The sequence below is a fragment of the Comamonas sp. 17RB genome, from assembly GCF_030056555.1.
Lineage (GTDB): Bacteria > Pseudomonadota > Gammaproteobacteria > Burkholderiales > Burkholderiaceae_C > Comamonas > Comamonas terrigena.
In genome coordinates, this window is the sequence record NZ_JASHHY010000009.1 from 173,482 (window position 1) to 192,364 (window position 18,883).

The window sequence follows — 18,883 nt, forward strand, 5'->3', positions numbered from 1 at the left end:
CTCAGGCGTCGTGGTGGACCATGAACATCACGTCGCGCTCCAGCGGCACCAGATGCTGGCCATTGTCCACGCTGAGGGATACGCCCGTGATGGCCGGGTTTTCGGCCAAGAATACCGCCGTGCCCGCCACATCGGCTGCCGCCAGCGGGCGGCGCAGCAGGTTGACGCGGGCGGCGCGCTGGTAATTGGCTTCGCTTTGCGGGCCGCTGGGGTACATCAGTCCCGGCGACAGGCCCACCACCCGCACGGCGGGCGCCAGCGCCTGGGCCTGCAGCACCACGGACCGCTCCAGCGCCAGCTTGCTCAGGGTGTAGGAGAAGTAGTCGGGGTTGAGGTTGTGCACCTTCTGGTCCAGCACATGGATGGCCACCGGGCTGTGGGGGCCGGCCAGCGGTGTCTGGCCCAGGCGCACCGCCCATTCGCCGGCCAGGGACAGCGGCGCCAGCGTGTTGGTGTGCAGCTGGCGGTCGACCCGGCCCCAGTCCAGGTGAAAGTCCTGGGCGCTGTCGGGCTCGAAGGTGGAGGCACTGTTGACCAGGGCCGTGGGCAGGGTGCCGGTGGCAGAGGTGAAGGCATCCAGCAGCGCAGGCAGGGCAGCGCGGTCGGCCAGATCCGCTTGCAGGGCCACGGCCTGCACGCCCAGGGCGCGCAGCTCGGTGCAGGTGGCCTCGGCCGCCTCGCTGCTGCGCAGGTAGTGGCAGGCCACGTTCCAGCCGGCGCGGGCAAAGGCCAGACAGAATTCGCGGCCCAGGCGCAGGCCGCCGCCGGTGATCAGAACCCAGGGTGTCATGTGCGGGGGGCTTTCGTGTGCAGCGCGTGCCAGACGCCGGCCATGAAGAAGGACAGGTCTTGTATGAAATACAGGCGCTGTGCCGGTTCCAGCAGGAAATCCTTGGGCAGGCTGCGGTAGAGGATCAGCGCCTGGCAGTCGCTGCCGTCGGCGCACTGCAGCTTGCCGGGGCTGGGGTTGAGCAGGTAGCCCTCGGCCTCGGCGCCCTGCAGGGTGTGGGACAGCGGGCCCAGCACGGGGTCGCCCAGCTGCACGCGGGCGGGCAGCTCGAACGGCACGGCCAGCACTACATTCACCTTGTAGACATTCAGCTCCACCTGGAACTGCACGCCCGCCAGCCCGTTTGCGTGCATGCGGTAGAGCCCGCAGCAGCCGCGGACCTGGGTGTCCAGCTGCACGCGCTCATGCAGTTGCTGGCCCAGGGTGCGGGGAAAATCCTTGCCCAGCAGCTGGTGGGTCAGGGCCAGCAGCTTGGCGTCGCTGTTCTGGCCGAAAACCAGGGCCAGCACGACCACCAGCACCGGCAGCGACAGGGTGATGAGTTGCATGGCGCGCGAGGCCATATCGTCTTTTTGTGCCCAAAGCCCGTAGGCCAGCATGGTCAGGCCGCCGACAACGACGACAATCATCAACCCGAAGATGACGACGCGCGCCCACAACGGCAGCACCAGCAGGCGCAGCCAGCGCAGCAATTCACTCGAAAGACCCAGTTGGTTGGTAGAGGCAGCGTCGCTCACAAGGCATACATTGAAGGTGGAAGACCCAGGTCTTCCGTCGGGAAGAGACCTGCATGATGGAAAGCTCCGAAAGTTTACCGGGCGCCCTGGCGTCGCACATCCAAAACGCCATGGCCCAGCAGGGCGGCTGGCTGCCGTTCGACCGGTTCATGGCACTGGCGCTGTACCAGCCGGGCCTGGGCTACTACGCCAACGACCGCGCCAAGTTCGGCCAGATGCCCCAGTCGGGCAGCGATTTTGTGACCGCGCCCGAACTGTCCCCCATTTTCGGCCAGTTGCTGGCTGTCCAGCTGGCCGAGGCGCTGGCCCAGACCGGTACCGACGAGCTGTGGGAATTCGGTGCCGGCACCGGCGCGCTGGCGTTGCAGGTGCTGCAGGCCTTGCGGGCGCAGGGCGTGCCCGTGCGCCGCTACACCATTGTCGATCTGTCTGGCACGCTGCGGGCGCGCCAGCAGGAGACGCTGGCCGAATTTGCCGGTCTGGTGCATTGGGCGGATGCCTTGCCCGCACAGTTCAACGGCGTGGTGCTGGGCAACGAGGTGCTGGATGCCATGCCGGTGCAGCTGCTGCAGCGCACCCAGGGGCGCTGGCATGAGCGCGGCGTGGTGGCGGACGGCGTCGGCTTTGCCTGGCAGGACCGGCTGACCGAGCTGCGCCCGCCCCAGGAGATCGAGGGCGCGCACGACTACCTGACCGAGATCCACCTCCAGGGCGACGCCTTTGTCCGCACGCTGGGCGAGCGGTTGCAGCGTGGTGCGGCCTTTTTCATCGATTACGGCTTTGGCGAGAGCGAGTACTACCACCCGCAGCGCCATATGGGCACGCTGGTCTGCCACCACCTGCACCAGGTGGACAGCGATCCGCTGGACAAGGTGGGCCTGAAGGACATCACCGCCCACGTCAACTTCACCGGCACCGCTGTGGCGGCGCAGGACGCCGGCTTTGACGTGCTGGGCTACACCACCCAGGCGCATTTCCTCATCAACTGCGGACTTCAGCAGAAACTGGAGCAGCTCACGCTGGCGCAGCGCGCTCCCGCGCTCAAACTGATGCTGGAGCACGAAATGGGCGAGCTGTTCAAGGTGATCGGTCTGGTCAAGGGCGTGGAGGCCTGGGAGGCCCGCGGTTTTGCCCAGGGCGACCGCACCCACCGCCTGTGACGGCGAGAGAAAGCCTTCTCCCATGATCCGCTGGATGCTGCTGATGTTCATGGTGCTGGTGCTGGTCAACAGCGCCACCGGCTGGGTGCGCAAGATCGGCCTGGGCCGGCTGCCGGGCGATGTCACCCTGCGCCTGCTGGGGCGTGAGATTTTTCTGCCCTGCGCCAGTTCGGTGCTGCTGACGGTGGGTCTGTTCAGCCTGGTCAAACTGGTGGCCTGGCTGATGTGAGGCGGACCCGGGCAGCCTGGGGCTGCACCCGGCTTGCAAAACCGGCATCCGGCGTCACCTACAGACATTGCTTTCGACCACGGAACGAGGAAACGCATGACCACGCCCGAGACCCTGCACATCGTCTGCCCCCATTGCCACAAGACCAACCGGGTGGCGGCGGAACAACTGGCCAGCGCGCCCGGTTGCGGCAGCTGCCACCAGCCGCTGTTCACCGGTGCTCCGGTCGAACTGGACGCCGATAGCTTTGCCCGGCAGGTGGGGCGCAACCAGATTCCGGTGGTGGTGGACTTCTGGGCGCCCTGGTGCGGTCCCTGCCGCATGATGGCCCCGGGCTATGCCCAGGCCGCCCAGCAGATGGAGCCGGCCGTGCGTTTTGCCAAGCTGGACACGGAGGCCTTCCCCCAGGTGGCCGCACCGTTCAATGTGCGCAGCATTCCCACCATGATCGTCTTCAAGGGCGGCCAGGAAGTCGCCCGCGTCTCCGGCGCCATGCCACCGGGCGAGATCATGCGCTGGGTGCAGTCGGTGGTGTAGGCCCCAGGCGGGCCGTCCAGCGAGGGAAGGCCTGCGGGTACCAGACCACGCCGCCGCTCAGGCCGGCACGGTCTGCGAAGCCGCCAGCCGCTGCAAGGCCGACACCAGCGCGGTGATGTCCGCGTCGCTGGTGTGCCAGGCCACCGAGGCGCGCACCACGGCGGTCAGGCCCCGGGCCTGCATGTCCAGCGGGGTGTAGCCCATGCCGCTGGCGGCCACCTGGATGTCCTGGGCCAGCAGGGCCTGCTGCACCTGGGCGGGGGTGTAGCCCTCCAGCGTGAAAGGCACGATGCCGCAGCCCGCAGGCGCATCCGGCAGGCTGTGTAAGGTCAATCCCGGCACCTGCGCCAGGGCAGCACGCAACTGGGCGGCGCGCTGGGCAATGGCGGCAAAGCGCTGCGGCCAGCCCTGGGCCTGTGCGGTATCCAGTGCGGCCAGCAGGCCGAGCCGCAAGGCCATGGAGGCTTCCGACTGCTCCAGCACCCGCGCATCCTGGCGCAGCACCGGGCCGGTGGGCATGATGGGGCAGGACACATGGTCCACCGTCATGGGCTGCAGCTGGGCAGCAAAACCGGGTTTCAGGTACACCAGCCCCGTGCCGCGTGGGCCGCACAGCCATTTGCGGCCGGGGGCCGTCAGCGCATCGCACTGCAGCGCCTGGACGTCCACGGGGATGTGGCCCAGTGCCTGGGCCGCGTCCACGATGTAGGGAATGCCGTGGCGGGCACAGAGTTGGCCCAGGGCGGCGGCGTCATACACCGTGCAGCCGTTGGCGGGCACCCAGGTGAGGGCGACCAGCTTGACGCGTGTATCCAGCGAGGCCTGCAGTGCCGCCATGTCCAGTGCGCCGCCGGGCGTGCAGGGCATTTCCTCGACCACGCAGCCGGTGCGTGCCTGCAACTGGCGCAGCATGGCGTAGTTGCCGCCCCATTCCCCAGGCGTGACCAGCACGCGGTCACCGGCCTCCAGCGGCAGCGCACCTACGACGGCGCACCAGCCATGGCTGTTGCCGGTGGTCAGTGCGATATCAGCGGGCTGGCAGTGCAGCAGTTCGGCCAGCCGGGCATAGAGCTGCTGGAGCTGGGGCTGCACCTGCTGGGAGGCAATGTAGGCACCCAGCGCCTGCTCGCGCTGCATGTAGTGGGAGACGGCGTGGAGCACGCTGTCCGGCATCAGACCGCCGGCGGCTTGGTTCAGGTAGTGCATGGAGTCGGTGGTGGGCAAGGGTGCCTCCATGCTAACGCCTGGCTGCGGGTGGCCGACCCCGACGTGGGACGCTGACCGTGTTTTCTGGGCAGGGTGCGCATCGCCGCCCCGGACGACCGGATGGCTCCTGCGGGGTGTGGCTTGCGGGGCCTCAGTTCCAGGAGCGGCCGGAGCCCAGCTGCTGCCAGGCTGCCGGCGCCGGTATGCCGTGCTGGAACACCCCATCCCAGGCAATCAGCGCCTGCTGGCGCAGCGGCTGGCCCAGTTCGTCGGCCAGCAGCAGTTCGGCGCAGGCGTAGACGCGGGAGATCAGGCCTTCGCGCGTGCGGGCGCGCACCAGCAGGCCGGGCAGGCAGCTGCTGGTGGCGCTGTAACAGCCGGTATCGGAATTCCGCTGAACCTGCACACGCAACAACAGGACTGCACCTTGGCGGCCGCACCAGCGCCACAGCGGAAAGCCTACGGGATACATCGTTTTCTCCTGCCCGGCGCGATGGTCCGCGGGCGTGATTGCGGGGGCTGCACGTCTCCAAAATGAGGGCGCTACTGCCAAGATTGCGCGTATCGTGCGTTGCCCAGATGAATATTGGATGAATGCAGGAACGGAAGTGGGGGACTTGCCTGGGCCGTTCAGCAGCGCAGCACCGTGTAGCGCAGGCGGGCCAAGGCCAGGGTGTGTTCCGCTTCGGCCTTGACGTCGGGTTTGGCGCGTCGGACGGCGCGCTCCAGCACCGGCAGGCGGGTATCGAGGGCGCTGCATTCCAGCTTGGCCGCAAAGGACAGCTGGCTGCGCCGTGCCGCGATGGCCAGCTGTTCAGGGGTGAGGTTGAGGTTGGGCGACAGCGCCACGGGCCGCAAGGGCTGGGCGGCAGGGGCGGATTCCGGGCGGTACAGCAGTTGCAGGCGTGCGTCTTCCACCGCCAGGCTGCCCGCATGGCTGCCGCCGAGGCCCAGGGCCAGCGCAATGCCAAGGATCACAGCGTGCAGAGAGGGCATGGTGGAGTGGAGGTGGAACAAGACCCCCCATGGTGCGCGCGGTACCGTGGCATGGCGCAGGCCTCAGCCGGGTTCGGACGTCCGCAGCGCGGCCAGTTCCGCGTCGGTGAACACCCGCGACCGGGTGAGAAAGGCCTTGCCCTCCGGCCCTTCCAGGGAAAAGGTGCCGCCGCCGTGGGTTTCGATCACGTCGATGATGAGCTGGGTGTGCTTCCAGTAGGCAAACTGCGAGACGCTCATGTAGAACGGCAGGCCGCCGATCGTGCCCAGCTGCACGTCGCCGGGGCCGATGGTCAGCTCCCCTTCGATATAGCAGTTGGCAGCGCTGTTGTCACAGCAGCCGCCGGACTGGTGAAAGAACAGGTGCGGCCCGTGCTTGGCCCGGAGCAGCTCGATCAGCTCCAGCGTCGCCGGGGTGGCAATGACACGCTCGACCATGGTTGTCTCCTGTGAATGCACCGCCACCAGAGAAGGCCGCTGTTGGCGGTGCAGGCGTTGCTGCCGCTGCGGCCGGGGCTCAGGTGGCGATGTCCAGCACCACCCGGCCTTCGATTTGGCCCTGGTGCATGCGGGCGAAGATGTCGTTGATGTTTTCCAGCTTGTCGGTGGAGACCGTGGCTTTCACCTTGCCCTGTGCGGCAAAGTCCAGCGACTCCTGCAGGTCCAGCCGGGTGCCGACGATGGAGCCGCGCACCGTGATGCCCTTGAGCACCATGCTGAAGATGGGCAACGGGAAATCCCCCGGGGGCAGACCGTTGAGGGAGATGGTGCCGCCGCGGCGCACCATGCCCAGCGCCTGCTCGAAGGCCTTGGGTGAGACGGCCGTGACCAGCACGCCGTGCGCCCCCTCGATTTCCTTTTGCAGGTAGGCCGCCGGGTCGGTGTTCCTGGCGTTGACCGTCACCGTGGCGCCCAGCTTGCGGGCCAGTGCCAGCTTGGTGTCATCGATGTCCACGGCCGCCACATTGAAGCCCATGGCCTTGGCGTACTGCACGGCCATGTGGCCCAGCCCGCCCACGCCGGAGATCACCACCCAGTCGCCGGGTTTGGCCTCGGTCACCTTCAGGCCCTTGTAGACCGTGACGCCGGCGCACAGCACGGGCGCGATCTCGATGAAGTTCACATTCGACGGCAGGTGGCCCACATAGTTGGGGTCGGCCAGCGCATAGTCGGCAAAGCCGCCGTTGACCGAGTAGCCGGTGTTGGTCTGCGATTCGCACAGCGTTTCCCAGCCGCCGATGCAATGGCGGCAGAAGCCGCAGGCGCTGTGCAGCCAGGGCACGCCCACGCGGTCGCCTTCCTTGACGTGCTTGACGTTCTTTCCCACCGCCGCCACATAGCCCACGCCCTCGTGGCCGGGGATGAAGGGCGGGTGGGGTTTGACCGGCCAGTCGCCTTCGGCAGCGTGCAGGTCGGTGTGGCAGACCCCCGAGGCGGCGATCTTCACCAGGATCTGGTCGTCGGCCGGGCGGGGGACAGGCATTTCTTCGATGGTCAGCGGTTTGCCAAAAGTGCGCACCACGGCAGCTTGCATGGTCTGGGGAAGCGTCATCCGAACATCTCCTTGAAGCAAGGGGCGCAGCCGTCGCCATGCGGCAGGGGTACGCCCTGGACAGGATCCTGCACACTTCAGGTCTGTGTCTGCTGGTATGGCAGGGCAAGGTGCACCGGGGCCAGGTTGCCCGGTGCGGCATTCATCGTGGAAACCGATAAAAGGTAGGTTGCCGTGGTGCAGCTTGCGCACCATCGGAATGGGTGTCAAGTGCGGGGAGGGGGAGGGAGGCGCCTGCTGCAGGCCTTGTCTGACCTGCAGCAGGAAACAGCAGGAAACAGCAGGAAACAGGGCTTCAGAAGAAGCCGAGTTTCTGCTCGGAGTAGGACACCAGCAGGTTCTTGGTCTGCTGGTAATGGGACAGCATCATCTTGTGGTTCTCCCGTCCCACCCCCGATTCCTTGTAGCCGCCGAACGCGGCGTGTGCCGGGTAGTGGTGGTAGCAGTTGGTCCACACGCGACCGGCCTTGATGGCGCGGCCCATGCGGTAAGCGACGTTGCCGTTGCGGCTCCACACGCCCGCACCCAGGCCATAGAGGGTGTCGTTGGCCAGGGCCAGGGCTTCTTCCTCGGTCTTGAAGGTGGTCACCGCCAGCACGGGGCCGAAGATTTCCTCCTGGAAGATCCGCATCTTGTTGTGGCCCTTGAAGATGGTGGGCTGCACGTAGTAGCCGCCTTCCAGCTCCGGGCCCAGCTGGGCCTGGGCGCCGCCGATCAGCACCTCGGCGCCTTCCTGCTTGCCCAGATCCAGATAGGACAGGATCTTGGTTAGCTGCTCCTTGCTGGCCTGCGCGCCCATCATGGAGCTGGGGTTCAGCGGGTCTCCATGCTGGATGGCGGCCACGCGTTTGAGCACCCGTTCCATGAATTTTTCATAGATGGATTCCTGGATCAGCGCGCGGCTGGGGCAGGTGCAGACTTCGCCCTGGTTGAAGGCAAACAGCACCAAGCCTTCGATGGCCTTGTCCAGAAAGCTGTCGTCCTGGTCCATCACGTCGGCAAAGAAGATGTTGGGCGACTTGCCGCCCAGCTCCAGGGTGGCCGGAATCAGGCTGTTGGCCGCTGCCTGGGCAATCACCCGGCCGGTGCTGGTGGAGCCGGTGAAGGCGATCTTGGCAATCCGCTTGCTGGTGGCCAGCGGCATGCCGGCTTCACGGCCAAAGCCGTTGACGATGTTCAGCACGCCCGGTGGCAGCAGGTCGCCGATCAGGCTGACCAGCACCAGGATGGAGATGGGCGTGGATTCCGCGGGTTTCAGCACCACGCAGTTGCCGGCGGCCAGCGCAGGCGCCAGCTTCCAGGCGGCCATCAGGATGGGGAAGTTCCAGGGAATGATCTGCCCGACCACGCCCAGCGGCTCGTGGAAGTGGTAGGCCACGGTGTCGTTGTCGATCTGGCTGATACCGCCTTCCTGGGTGCGGATGGCGCCGGCAAAGTAGCGGAAATGGTCGGCCGACAGCGGGATGTCGGCATTCAGCGTCTCGCGGATGGCCTTGCCGTTGTCGATGGTTTCCACATAGGCCAGCAGCTCGCGGTTGGCATCGATGCGATCGGCAATCTGCAGCAGGATGTTGCTGCGCTCGGTGGCCGAGGTCTTGCCCCAGGCATCGGCCGCCGCATGGGCGGCGTCCAGCGCCTTGTCGATGTCGGCAGCCGTGCCCCGGGCCACCTGGGTATAGACCCTGCCGTTGATGGGCGTGACCACGTCGAAGTACTCGCCATTGCTGGGAGGCACCCACTGGCCGCCGATGTAGTTGTCGTAGCGGTCTTGGTATTTGTGCAGCGCACCGGACTGACCGGGAAGGGCATAGGCCATGGCAAATCTCCAGCAACAAGAGGACACAGGGGGTGGATGGGTGTGGGCGTGTTCCCACGAGGCTGTGGGACCCAACCCCTCCATATTCCTCCGTCGTCCTGCCCCCGGGAGAGGCGGTTTTCCCTTGCGGGTGTTCCCGCAGCGCAGCACACCTCCCAGGCGGGCCGCAGTGGCCCGGCTGCCGCCTGGCGCTGGGTTCAGTCCGTCGGGTGCAGGGCGCGCAGTGCGGCGGCCACGGCCTGTTCCCGGGCCTGGGCCACGGCATCGCCAATGGCCTTGCCTTTCAGCCCCCGCTGGGCGGCGGCCTGGGCCACGGGGGCGGTCTCCACTGCCAGGGCCGCATCCAGCGCGGCCTGCAGGCGCGGGCGCTGGGGGTAGGCCGCGTTCTCAAAGCCGGTGCGGCCACGGGCGTCGCATTCGCAGGCCAGCAGGGCTTCGGCAAAGCGCGCCGGCTTGCGGATGGCATCGCAGCGTTCCAGCAGGCGCAGCACGGCGGCGGCATTCAGCTCGCTGCTGCGGTGGATGTTGCCGTGCTCGCGCGCCACCACATCGGCCAGTTCCCGGCAGTCATTGGGAACGCGCCAGCGCTCGCACACGGCCTGCAGCAGCCGGGCGCTGCGCTGCTCGTGGCCGATGTGGCGCGGCAGCACATCGGCCGGCGTGGTGCCCTTGCCGAAATCGTGGCACAGGCAGGCAAAGCGCACCGTCAGCGGGGCGTCCAGCCGGGCCGCCATGTCCAGCACCAGCATGGCGTGCACGCCGGTGTCCACCTCGGGGTGGTATTCGGCGCGCTGGGGCACGCCCCACAGGCGGTCCAGCTCGGGCAGCACGCGTTCCAGCGCGCCGCAGTCGCGCAGCAGGCCGAACATGCGCGAGGGCTGTGCTTCCATCAGCCCGCGACTGATCTCCTGCCAGATGCGCTCGGGCACCAGGTGGTCGACCTCGCCGGCGTCCACCATTTCGCGCATCAGCTGCAGGGTTTCGGGGGCCAGCGTGAAATCGGTGAAGCGCGCCGCAAAGCGCGCCACGCGCAGGATGCGCACGGGGTCTTCGCGGAAGGCGTCGGTCACATGGCGCAGCACGCGGGCGGCCAGATCGGCCTGGCCGCCATAGGGGTCGCACAGGGCGTCTGTGCTGCCCCAGTCGGCTGGCGCGGCGATGGCATTGATCGTCAGATCGCGCCGCGCCAGGTCTTCCTCCAGCGTCACATCGGGGGCGGTGTGGACCACAAAGCCGCGGTAGCCGTGGCCGTTCTTGCGCTCGGTGCGGGCCAGCGCATATTCCTCGTGCGTGTCGGGGTGCAGGAATACGGGGAAGTCGCGTCCCACCGGGGTGTAGCCCCGGGCCGCCATGTCCTCGGGTGTGGCACCCACCACCACCCAGTCGGTGTCGTGGAAAGGTCGTCCCAACAGGCGGTCGCGCACTGCGCCGCCAACCATATAGATCTTCATGGCCGAAGTGTAGGCGGGGGCGCCATGCCCTGCAGCCGGTACCCGGGCACCGCTGCGGGGCCTCAGGGCTGGGGCAGGCTGCGTTCGGCCAGCATCCCGCTGGCGGTGCGGTAAGGCTCCTCGAACTCGCGGAAGTCTTTTTCCTCCAGTGCGGCACGGGTCCATTCGCGCACGGACGGCAGGGCCAGCACGCGCTGCACATAGGGCTGGATGTGCTGGGGCAGCGGCAGGGCATAGCGGTCCAGCCGCAGGCAGACCGGGGCGAAGAAGGCGTCGGCTGCACAGAAGTTGCCGAACAGCAGCGGGCCGCCGTGGGTGGACAGCTGCTGGCCCCACATGTCGATCAGGCGGTAGACATCGTCGCGCACGCCGGCCTGCTCGGCCCAGATCCGGGCGCCCACTTCGGGCAGGTGGGCTTCCACATTCATGGGGCAGTGGCTGCGCAGCGCGGTGAAGCCGCTGTGCATTTCGGCGCACAGGCTGCGGGCGCGGGCACGGTCGGCCACCGGGGTGGGCCAGACGCCCGCTTGCGGAAAGCGCTCGGCTAGGTACTCGGTAATGGCCAGGGTATCCCAGATGGCCAGCCCGTCGTCCACCAGCAGCGGCACCTTGCCGGTGGGGGTCAGCCCCAGCATCGTCTGCTTGAAGTGCGAATCCGGGGCAAAGCTGTCGAAGCGCACCTTCATCTCTTCAAATGGAATGCCCAGCTGGTGCAGCACCAGCCAGGGCCGCAACGACCAAGATGAGTAGTTCTTGTTGCCTATGTACAGCTGAAGCATGGGCCGACCTTTCTGTGCCGAGAATGCGTGCAGTGGGCGGGGGAGCGCAGATGTCCTACTGTAGCCGCAGCGCTACATTTGCGGTGTGTAATCGGGCGCTATGCATACCTCGGCCCTTGTCATGTTCTCGGGCGGTCAGGACTCCACCACCTGCCTGGCCCACGCCCTTTCCAAGTACGACCGCGTCGAAACCCTGGGGTTCGACTACGGCCAGCGCCACCGGGTGGAGTTGCAGGCGCGCCACACCGTGCGCGACCGGCTGCGCGCCCAGTTCCCGCAATGGGCGCCCCGGTTGGGTGAAGACCATGTGCTGACGCTGGATGTGCTGCAGCAGATCGGCGGCTCGTCGCTCACCGAGGACGTGGCCTTTGCCATGCAGGCCGACGGCCTGCCCAACACCTTTGTGCCCGGGCGCAATCTGCTGTTTCTGACCCTGGCCGGTGCACTGGCCTACCGGCGCGGGCTGCAGGTCATCGTCACCGGCGTGTGCGAGACCGATTTTTCCGGCTACCCCGACTGCCGTGACGACACCATGAAGGCCATGCAGCTGGCGCTGAACCTGGGCCTGGAGCGGCGGCTGCGCATCGAGACGCCGCTGATGTGGATCGACAAGGCCCAGACCTGGCAGATGGCACAGGACCTGGGAGGCGAAGCGCTGGTGGAACTGATCGTGCGCGACACCCACACCTGCTACCAGGGCACGCGCGATGCACTGCACGACTGGGGCTACGGCTGCGGCAGCTGCCCGGCCTGCGAGCTGCGCGCCAAGGGCTGGCAGCGCTGGCGGGCGGCGGCAGTGGACTGAGCGACTGCCGCGCGGCAAGTCCACAGCCCACAGCCTGCTCACCAGGCGTTTTTTATCCGGAGTGGGTACTTCCTTGTGATATACCGCAGGCCCGATTGGGCGTGCGGCTCAACGCGCCGTGTGGGGGTGTTGCCGGGGACGCCGGCCGCGTTCCTGCAGCTCGCCCTGCAAGGCGGTGAGCTGGGCCGCCAGCCAGGCCTGGCTTTCGGGCAGTTCCCGCAGGCAGTCCCAAAGGGCATGGTGCTGGTCCGGTGTCAGCGCCTGCGGACCCTGGCTGCGGCCAATGGCCATCAGCCGCTGTGCTTCGGCGTAGCTGATGCGCGGCCCGGAGGTGGGTGGCGCAGAGGCATCTTCCGCAGGACGGCTTTCCTCCAGGGGAGGGATGGCAGCGCCGGAGGGGGAGTACTCCTCAGCGCAGACGGGAGCAGGCGGCGCCGCGGGTTCCGCATCCAGGTCGGCAAACAGGTCGCGCGTGGGGTCCATGCCCTGCCCGCTGGCGGCGCGGGCGTCGTTGGCAGCGGGACGGGTGGGCCGGGCCATGGCGGGCCTCAGCGTGTTGGCAGATCCGGCAGGGGCCAGACCACACCGTTGTCGTTCAGCAGGGCGTCCAGTGGCTGGTCGTGGGCCTCGGGCTCGAAGTCGTCCACATAGGCTTCACGAAAGCCCAGGCCCACGGTGAAGGGCTTGGGCCGCAGCGTGGCCAGGGTGCGGTCGTAAAAGCCGCCGCCATAGCCCAGGCGGTAGCCGCCGGTGCCGTAGCCCACGCAGGGCACGAACAGCAGCGTGGGCTGGATCACCTCGGTGTCCTTGGGCTTGGGAATGCCGTAGGCGTCTTCCTCCATGGGGCAGCCCGGGTACCAGACGTGGAAGGTCAGCGTCTTGTGTTCCTTGTTGATCACCGGCAGGCCGATGCGACGGCGCAGGGGTTTGTCCAGCAATTCCCCGTCTTCCTTCCAGCGGTGCAGAATGGGCAGCGGATCGAATTCGCCCTTGATGGGCCAGTAGGCGCCGATCACGGTGTCCGGGCGATCCACCAACCAGATGCGCATCACCTGCTGCAGCAGGTCGCTGCGGTGTAGGCGGTCTTCCATATTCCGGCGCTGTTCCACCAATCGGCGGCGTAGGGCTGTTTTGTCCATCACATAATTCCCCCATGCATTGGCTGAAGATTCTGACACCGCTTTGCGCGGCCTCCCTGCTTTCCGTCGTTCCCTCTTTGGGTTTTACCCAGACGACCGGGGATGATGTGCTACTGCAAATGCAGCAAGCCTTCCGCAAGGGCGACAAAGCCGCGCTGGCGCGGCTGCTGCCGGCCGCCCAAGGCCATGCGCTGGAGCCCTGGGCCGCCTACTGGGAGCTGCGTGTGCGTCTGGATTCCGCCACACCGCAGGAGGTCCAGGCCTTTTTGCAGCGCTGGCGCGGTACCTACCAGGAAGACCGCTTGCGCAACGACTGGCTGCTGCAGCTGGGCAAGAACCGCGACTGGACCACCTTTGCGCAGCAGCACGCGGATTTCCGCATGCAGGACGACCGCGAGGTGCGCTGCTATGCGCTGACGGCGGATCTGCTGCAGGGCAAGGCACCGCAGAACGTGGCAGAAGAGGCCGTGCGGCTGTGGCACACGCAGGGCGCGAACGACGACGGCTGCGCCAACCTGGCCGCCACGCTGTACGCCAACAAGCAGCTCAAGGAAGAGGTCATCTGGCAGCGTGCGCGCCTGGGCGCAGAACTCAACCGCCAGGGCCAGACCAGCCGTGCCGTGGGCATCGTCGCGCCGGAGATGCAATCCCAGGTGGGCGATGTGTTTGCTTCGCCCATCAAATACCTCAGCGGCACCAGCAAGAACGCGCGCGGCAATGTGCGGCGTGAACTGGCCCTGCTGGCCATCATCCGCATGGCCGCCAACGACCCATCCCAGGCCGCCGATCAGATGAACGCGCGCTGGGCCAACCAGCTGCGCACCGAGGAACGCAACTGGGCCTGGGGCGTGATCGGCAAGATGGCCGCACGCAAGCTGGACCCCACGGCCGTGACCTACTTTGACAAGGTCACGCGCAGCAGCGATCTGGACGACGACGCCCTGGCCTGGAAGACCCGCGCCGCGCTGCGCGCCGGCAACTGGAGCCTGGCCCGCAAGGCCATCGACGGCATGAGCAACACTGCCCAGGCCGATCCGAGCTGGGTCTACTGGAAGGCCAAGGCGATCGCCTCCGGCCGCGTGGTGACCGAGCACGAAAAGAACGAATCGCGGGCCCTGTTCGAGCGCATTGCCGGCGTGGACGGCTTTTACGAGCAGCTGGCACTGGAAGAGCTGGGCCAGCGCGTGACCGTGCCGCCCGCCCCGCAGCCGCTGACGCCGGCGGAAAAAGAGGCGGCCGAGAAGAACCCCAGCCTGAGCCGCGCGCTGTACGCCATCCGCATGGGGCTGCGCAGCGAAGGCGTGCGCGAATGGAACTACGCCACCAATCTGCATGACAGCGGTGGCATGGGCGACCGTGCGCTGTACGCCGCCGCCGACCGTGCCTGCCGCGCCCAGGTGTGGGACCGCTGCATCAACACCAGCGAACGCACCCGCGGCTTCATGGACTGGAAGCAGCGCTACCCCATGCCTTTCCAGGAGACGGTGCTGGCGCGCTCGGGCAACATCGGGTTGGATCCGGCCTACGTCTATGGCCTGATCCGCCAGGAGAGCCGGTTCATCATGGATGCGCGCTCCGGTGTGGGCGCTTCCGGTCTGATGCAGGTGATGCCTGCCACGGCCAAGTGGACGGCACGCAAGATCGGCATGAACGACTTCACGCCGGGCATGATCAATGACCGGGACGTCAACATCCAGATCGGCACCGCCTACCTGAAGCTGGCGCTGGACGATTTCCAGGGCTCCATGGCCATGGCCGCTGCCGGCTACAACGCCGGCCCCGGCCGCCCGCGCAACTGGCGCAACGGCCCGGTGCTGGATGGTGCCATCTGGGCGGAGAACGTACCCTTCACCGAAACGCGTGACTATGTGAAGAAGGTGCTGGCCAACACCACCAACTACGCCGCACTGATCACCGGCCAGCCCCAGAGCCTGCGCGCACGGCTGGGCACCGTGGGGCCCAAGCCGGTGGAGGCACCGGCCGACAACGCCGAGCTGCCGTGACTCCTCGTGTCCGCCGGCATGCTGCTGGCGGCGCTGGTCGCGGTGGTGCAGGCCGTGTTGCGGAAAGCACGGCGTTGCCCGGCACCTCCTGATGCATGAGTTGCCTTTGGCAGCTCCAAGTGGTTTCACCGCGAGCCAGAGTGAACGTACCGGTGAATGGACGAAGGCGGCTCTGTGGCAAGAGCGGCCCACCGGCGTTGGGCGCTATACCAAGGTATAGCCCTGCCTTCCCAAAAGTGGCTGGGCAATGCGGCTGTGGCACGGGACAATGCCACCCAGCGCAGCATCCGTAACTGCTGCATTCAGCCCCTCTCTTCACACTTTTTGCAATGGAGGACCACGCCATGGAAACAGACCCTGACGGGCGCTTGTGCGCCACCTCCCATCTGTCCCCATCGTTGCATCCGGCCGCCCTGGTCCGGAGGTTCTCCATCGTCTGACGCATGCGAGGTCTCCACCCGGGTTGCCCACCCAGGAGAACTCCCATGCACTGCTCCAACACCTTGCAGATCGACCTGCGTGCGGCCCTGATGGCCCGCCAGGCAACCCAGGTCCGTGCACTGCTGGCCACCCATGGCCTGCCTGCGTTTGCACGCGCCATTTCCCGTTGCTCAGCCCGTGTGGCCGCGGATGCGCTGAGCCTGCTGTGCCCCGATGACCGCCAAGCCGTGCTGCGCCACCTGCCGCATCCGGTGTGCGACAGCCTGCGTCCACTGGGCATCGCATTGGTGGTCGCACAGCGGGGGGCGCCGCTTGTCGCCTCGACAGCGCAGTGCCAGCCGCTGCGTACCGACGCCCGCCTGCGCGTTGACGCCTGACCCGGGACGTCCCCGTATTGTTTATTGCGTTGCTCCAGGCCGCGCAAGGAGCCCTCCCATGCACTTTCTCACCACCTGGTTTGGTAGTTTTCTGCGCCGCCGCCACAACCTGCGGCTTTTTCGCCGCAGCGCCTTGCCGGGCATGGAGCGCGGTCCCGGCGGCAAGCCGCTGGCGCCCGGCGTCGTGCCGGAACAGCTGACCCGTGCGCTGTGGCGTGCGGCTTGCGACGACATTCCCGGCGCGCTGGCACGCCTGCAGTCGCACGAGCAAGGTCTGAGCGAGGCCGAAGCCGCCGAGCGCCTGCGCCATGTGGGGCCCAACGAGGTGGATCACGAAAAGCCGCTGCCGTGGTGGAGCCACCTGTGGCAGTGTTACCGCAATCCGTTCAATGTGCTGCTCACGCTGCTGGCGGTGGTGTCCTATCTGACCGAGGACGTGCAGGCCACCGTCGTCATCGGTGCCATGGTGCTGCTGTCCACGCTGATCCGTTTTGTGCAGGAAGGCCGCTCGCAGCGCAGCGCCGAACAGCTCAAGGCCATGGTCAGCAGCACGGCCACTGTGCTCCGACGCCCTTTCGACCCCGAGATCGGTGCCGCGCACGGTCATGCCACCGCCGTGCGCCGTGAAGTGGCCATGCGTGCGCTGGTGCCGGGCGACCACATCCAGCTGTCTGCCGGCGATATGGTGCCTGCCGACTGTCGCGTGCTGGTGGCCAAAGATCTGTTCGTCGCCCAGGCCGCGATGACGGGCGAGTCGCTGCCGGTAGAGAAGTTTGCCGAGCGCCAGCAACTGTCTGACGGCATTCTGGAGCAGACCAACCTGTTGTTCATGGGCACCACCGTGGTGTCCGGCGTGGCCATGGCCGTGGTGGTGGCCACAGGCAACCAGACCTACTTTGGCCAACTGGCCCAGCGCGTGGTGGCCACAGACCGGGCGCCCACCGCATTCCAGGCCGGGGTCAACAGTGTGTCGTGGCTGTTGATCCGCTTTGCGCTGGTGATGGTGCCGCTGGTACTGCTGCTCAATGGCTTTACCAAGGGCGACTGGATGGAGGCATTTCTCTTTGCGTTGTCGGTGGCCGTGGGCCTGACGCCGGAGATGTTGCCCATGATCGTGACGTCCACGCTGGCCAAGGGGGCGGTGGTGCTGTCGCGGCAGAAGGTCATCGTCAAGCGGCTGGATGCCATCCAGAACTTCGGTGCCATGGACGTGCTGTGCACCGATAAGACCGGTACGTTGACGCAGGACCGTATCGTGCTGGAGCGCCATACCGATGTCTTCGGCCACGAATCGCAGGAGGTGCTGAATCTGGCCTGGCTCAACAGCTACCACCAGACCGGATTGAAGAACCTGCTGGACCGTGCCGTCATCGAGCACCTGCAGCAGCACCCGGAACCCGGTCTGGAAGCCGCTTGGCGCAAGGTGGACGAGATTCCCTTTGACTTCGAGCGTCGGCGCATGTCAGTGTTGCTGCAACCCCAGGCCGGGGGTGACACGCTGCTGGTATGCAAAGGGGCGGTCGAGGAAATGCTGGCCGTGTGTACCCAGGTACAGGTACTGGGGGGCGGTGGCGAGCAGACCGTGACGCTGGATGCAGCCATGCTGGAACGTGTGCGCGGCGTGACCGAAGGTCTGAACCTCCAGGGCCTGCGCGTGGTGGCCGTGGCCTGTCGCCAGCTGCCGGTGGGGCCGCTGTCGGCATACAGCTACGGCGTGGCCGACGAGGCCGGGCTGACCCTGGTGGGCTATATCGCCTTTCTGGACCCACCCAAGGAATCTTCGGCACCGGCGCTGCAGGCCCTGGCGGCACATGGCGTGCAGGTGAAGGTGCTGACGGGGGACAACGAACTGGTGGCCGCCCGTGTGTGCGAGCAGGTGGGCCTGGATGGCGGCCCTGCGGTGACCGGCCCCCAGGTGGAGCGGATGGACGATGCGGCGCTGGCCGCCGCGGTGCAGCGCCACCAGCTCTTTGCCCGGCTGACGCCGCTGCACAAGGAGCGCATCGTGCACGTGTTGCGCGGCCAGGGGCATGTGGTGGGGTTCATGGGCGATGGCATCAATGATGCACCGGCGCTGCGCGCGGCGGACATTGGCATCAGCGTGGACAGTGCAGTGGACATCGCCAAGGAAGCGGCCGACATCATCCTGCTGGAAAAAAGCCTGATGGTGCTGGAGCAGGGCGTGGTCGAGGGGCGGCGCACCTTCTGCAACATGCTCAAGTACATCCGCATGACTGCCAGCTCCAACTTCGGCAATGTGTTTTCGGTGCTGGTGGCTTCCGTCTTTCTGCCGTTTCTGCCCATGTTGCCACTGCAGCTGCTGGTGCAAAACCTGCTGTACGACATCTCGCAGATCGCCATCCCTTTCGACCGGGTGGATGAAGAACTGGTTCGTCTGCCGCTGCGCTGGAGTCCGCAGGACATCGGCCGCTTCATGCTGTGCTTCGGTCCGCTGAGCTCGCTGTTCGATATCCTGTGCTTTGCCATGATGTGGTGGGTCTTTCAGGCCAACACGCCGTCGCAGCAGACATTGTTCCAGTCCGGCTGGTTCGTGCTGGGCCTGCTGACGCAGACGCTGATCGTGCACATGATCCGTACGCCACGCCTGTCCTTTGTGCAAAGCCGTGCTGCCTGGCCGTTGCTGTGGACCACGGCCGCCATCATGGCGGTGGGAGTGTTCCTGCCCATGGGGCCGCTGGCCGGCTACTTCAAGCTGCAGGCGTTGCCGCCGCTGTACTGGCCGTTGCTGGTGCTGATTGTGCTGGGCTATGCGGTGCTGACCACGGTGGTCAAGCGCTGGTACAGCCGCCGCTTTGGCTGGCAATGAGCGGACTGTCATCTTCTGGCGCTACGCTGGTGTTCTTT

At 66.9% G+C, this 18,883-nt stretch carries 19 protein-coding genes; 7 read left to right on the forward strand and 12 right to left on the reverse strand.

Annotated elements, in window-relative coordinates; all coding sequences use genetic code 11:
- Window position 1 precedes the first annotated feature (1 nt).
- Both QM470_RS17060 and QM470_RS17065 read right to left on the reverse strand, forming a co-directional pair.
- On the reverse strand, window positions 2-790 hold the full coding sequence (locus QM470_RS17060) for an SDR family oxidoreductase (protein WP_283340086.1): 789 nt from the start codon (window positions 788-790) through the stop codon (window positions 2-4).
- Window positions 787-1,527 carry a hypothetical protein gene (locus QM470_RS17065; protein WP_283340087.1) on the reverse strand — a complete coding sequence of 247 codons (741 nt, stop codon included), beginning with the start codon at window positions 1,525-1,527 and terminating at the stop codon, window positions 787-789. Before QM470_RS17065 ends, QM470_RS17060 begins: the two co-directional genes overlap by 4 nt.
- Before the next feature lie 110 nt (window positions 1,528-1,637).
- Here QM470_RS17065 and QM470_RS17070 point away from each other — a divergent pair, with 110 nt between their 5' ends.
- The 3 genes from QM470_RS17070 to trxC all read left to right on the forward strand — a co-directional run bounded on the left by QM470_RS17070 (window position 1,638) and on the right by trxC (window position 3,453).
- The gene (locus QM470_RS17070; RefSeq protein WP_283340172.1) at window positions 1,638-2,687 is read left to right on the forward strand and encodes a class I SAM-dependent methyltransferase; all 1,050 of its coding nucleotides are present in this window, start codon (window positions 1,638-1,640) and stop codon (window positions 2,685-2,687) included.
- Between the two features lie 22 nt (window positions 2,688-2,709).
- On the forward strand, window positions 2,710-2,916 hold the full coding sequence (locus tag QM470_RS17075) for a DUF2905 domain-containing protein (RefSeq protein ID WP_066541035.1): 207 nt from the start codon (window positions 2,710-2,712) through the stop codon (window positions 2,914-2,916).
- A gap of 96 nt (window positions 2,917-3,012) precedes the next feature.
- Complete coding sequence (trxC, locus tag QM470_RS17080) at window positions 3,013-3,453, forward strand: thioredoxin TrxC (protein ID WP_283340088.1); 441 nt, start codon at window positions 3,013-3,015, stop codon at window positions 3,451-3,453.
- 57 nt (window positions 3,454-3,510) lie between these two features.
- Here the strand turns inward: trxC and QM470_RS17085 are convergent, their stop codons facing one another.
- From QM470_RS17085 to QM470_RS17120, 8 genes are all read right to left on the reverse strand, one after another.
- Complete coding sequence (locus QM470_RS17085) at window positions 3,511-4,689, reverse strand: aminotransferase class V-fold PLP-dependent enzyme (protein ID WP_283340089.1); 1,179 nt, start codon at window positions 4,687-4,689, stop codon at window positions 3,511-3,513.
- 121 nt (window positions 4,690-4,810) lie between these two features.
- Window positions 4,811-5,131 carry a hypothetical protein gene (locus tag QM470_RS17090; protein ID WP_283340090.1) on the reverse strand — a complete coding sequence of 107 codons (321 nt, stop codon included), beginning with the start codon at window positions 5,129-5,131 and terminating at the stop codon, window positions 4,811-4,813.
- 158 nt (window positions 5,132-5,289) lie between these two features.
- Window positions 5,290-5,655 (reverse strand): hypothetical protein, encoded by a 366-nt coding sequence (locus tag QM470_RS17095; protein ID WP_283340091.1) that lies wholly within the window; start codon window positions 5,653-5,655, stop codon window positions 5,290-5,292.
- A 63-nt stretch (window positions 5,656-5,718) separates the two neighbouring features.
- Entirely contained in the window at window positions 5,719-6,093 is a 375-nt protein-coding gene (locus QM470_RS17100) for a DUF779 domain-containing protein (RefSeq protein WP_283340092.1), read from the reverse strand.
- A 79-nt stretch (window positions 6,094-6,172) separates the two neighbouring features.
- Complete coding sequence (adhP, locus tag QM470_RS17105) at window positions 6,173-7,207, reverse strand: alcohol dehydrogenase AdhP (RefSeq protein ID WP_283340093.1); 1,035 nt, start codon at window positions 7,205-7,207, stop codon at window positions 6,173-6,175.
- A gap of 295 nt (window positions 7,208-7,502) precedes the next feature.
- Window positions 7,503-9,023 carry an acetaldehyde dehydrogenase ExaC gene (exaC, locus tag QM470_RS17110; protein WP_283340094.1) on the reverse strand — a complete coding sequence of 507 codons (1,521 nt, stop codon included), beginning with the start codon at window positions 9,021-9,023 and terminating at the stop codon, window positions 7,503-7,505.
- A 197-nt stretch (window positions 9,024-9,220) separates the two neighbouring features.
- Window positions 9,221-10,474: a multifunctional CCA addition/repair protein gene (locus QM470_RS17115; protein ID WP_283340095.1), complete on the reverse strand. Its 1,254-nt coding sequence runs from the start codon at window positions 10,472-10,474 to the stop codon at window positions 9,221-9,223.
- 62 nt (window positions 10,475-10,536) lie between these two features.
- Window positions 10,537-11,253, reverse strand: coding sequence for a glutathione S-transferase family protein (locus QM470_RS17120; RefSeq protein ID WP_283340096.1), 717 nt, complete (start codon window positions 11,251-11,253; stop codon window positions 10,537-10,539).
- A gap of 100 nt (window positions 11,254-11,353) precedes the next feature.
- Here QM470_RS17120 and queC point away from each other — a divergent pair, with 100 nt between their 5' ends.
- Window positions 11,354-12,058 (forward strand): 7-cyano-7-deazaguanine synthase QueC, encoded by a 705-nt coding sequence (gene queC, locus QM470_RS17125; RefSeq protein ID WP_283340097.1) that lies wholly within the window; start codon window positions 11,354-11,356, stop codon window positions 12,056-12,058.
- Between the two features lie 108 nt (window positions 12,059-12,166).
- On the opposite strand, the gene QM470_RS17130 is transcribed toward queC, so the two are convergent.
- Both QM470_RS17130 and QM470_RS17135 read right to left on the reverse strand, forming a co-directional pair.
- Window positions 12,167-12,598 (reverse strand): hypothetical protein, encoded by a 432-nt coding sequence (locus tag QM470_RS17130; protein WP_283340098.1) that lies wholly within the window; start codon window positions 12,596-12,598, stop codon window positions 12,167-12,169.
- 8 nt (window positions 12,599-12,606) lie between these two features.
- On the reverse strand, window positions 12,607-13,197 hold the full coding sequence (locus tag QM470_RS17135; protein WP_066541015.1) for a 5-formyltetrahydrofolate cyclo-ligase: 591 nt from the start codon (window positions 13,195-13,197) through the stop codon (window positions 12,607-12,609).
- 14 nt (window positions 13,198-13,211) lie between these two features.
- Between QM470_RS17135 and QM470_RS17140 the strand changes: the two genes are divergently transcribed.
- The 3 genes from QM470_RS17140 to mgtA all read left to right on the forward strand — a co-directional run bounded on the left by QM470_RS17140 (window position 13,212) and on the right by mgtA (window position 18,845).
- Window positions 13,212-15,200 carry a lytic transglycosylase domain-containing protein gene (locus QM470_RS17140; RefSeq protein ID WP_283340099.1) on the forward strand — a complete coding sequence of 663 codons (1,989 nt, stop codon included), beginning with the start codon at window positions 13,212-13,214 and terminating at the stop codon, window positions 15,198-15,200.
- Window positions 15,201-15,685: 485 nt separating this feature from the next.
- The gene (locus tag QM470_RS17145) at window positions 15,686-16,018 is read left to right on the forward strand and encodes a hypothetical protein (RefSeq protein ID WP_283340100.1); all 333 of its coding nucleotides are present in this window, start codon (window positions 15,686-15,688) and stop codon (window positions 16,016-16,018) included.
- 58 nt (window positions 16,019-16,076) lie between these two features.
- Window positions 16,077-18,845 (forward strand): magnesium-translocating P-type ATPase, encoded by a 2,769-nt coding sequence (gene mgtA / locus QM470_RS17150; protein ID WP_283340101.1) that lies wholly within the window; start codon window positions 16,077-16,079, stop codon window positions 18,843-18,845.
- The last annotated feature ends 38 nt before the right edge of the window (window positions 18,846-18,883 follow it).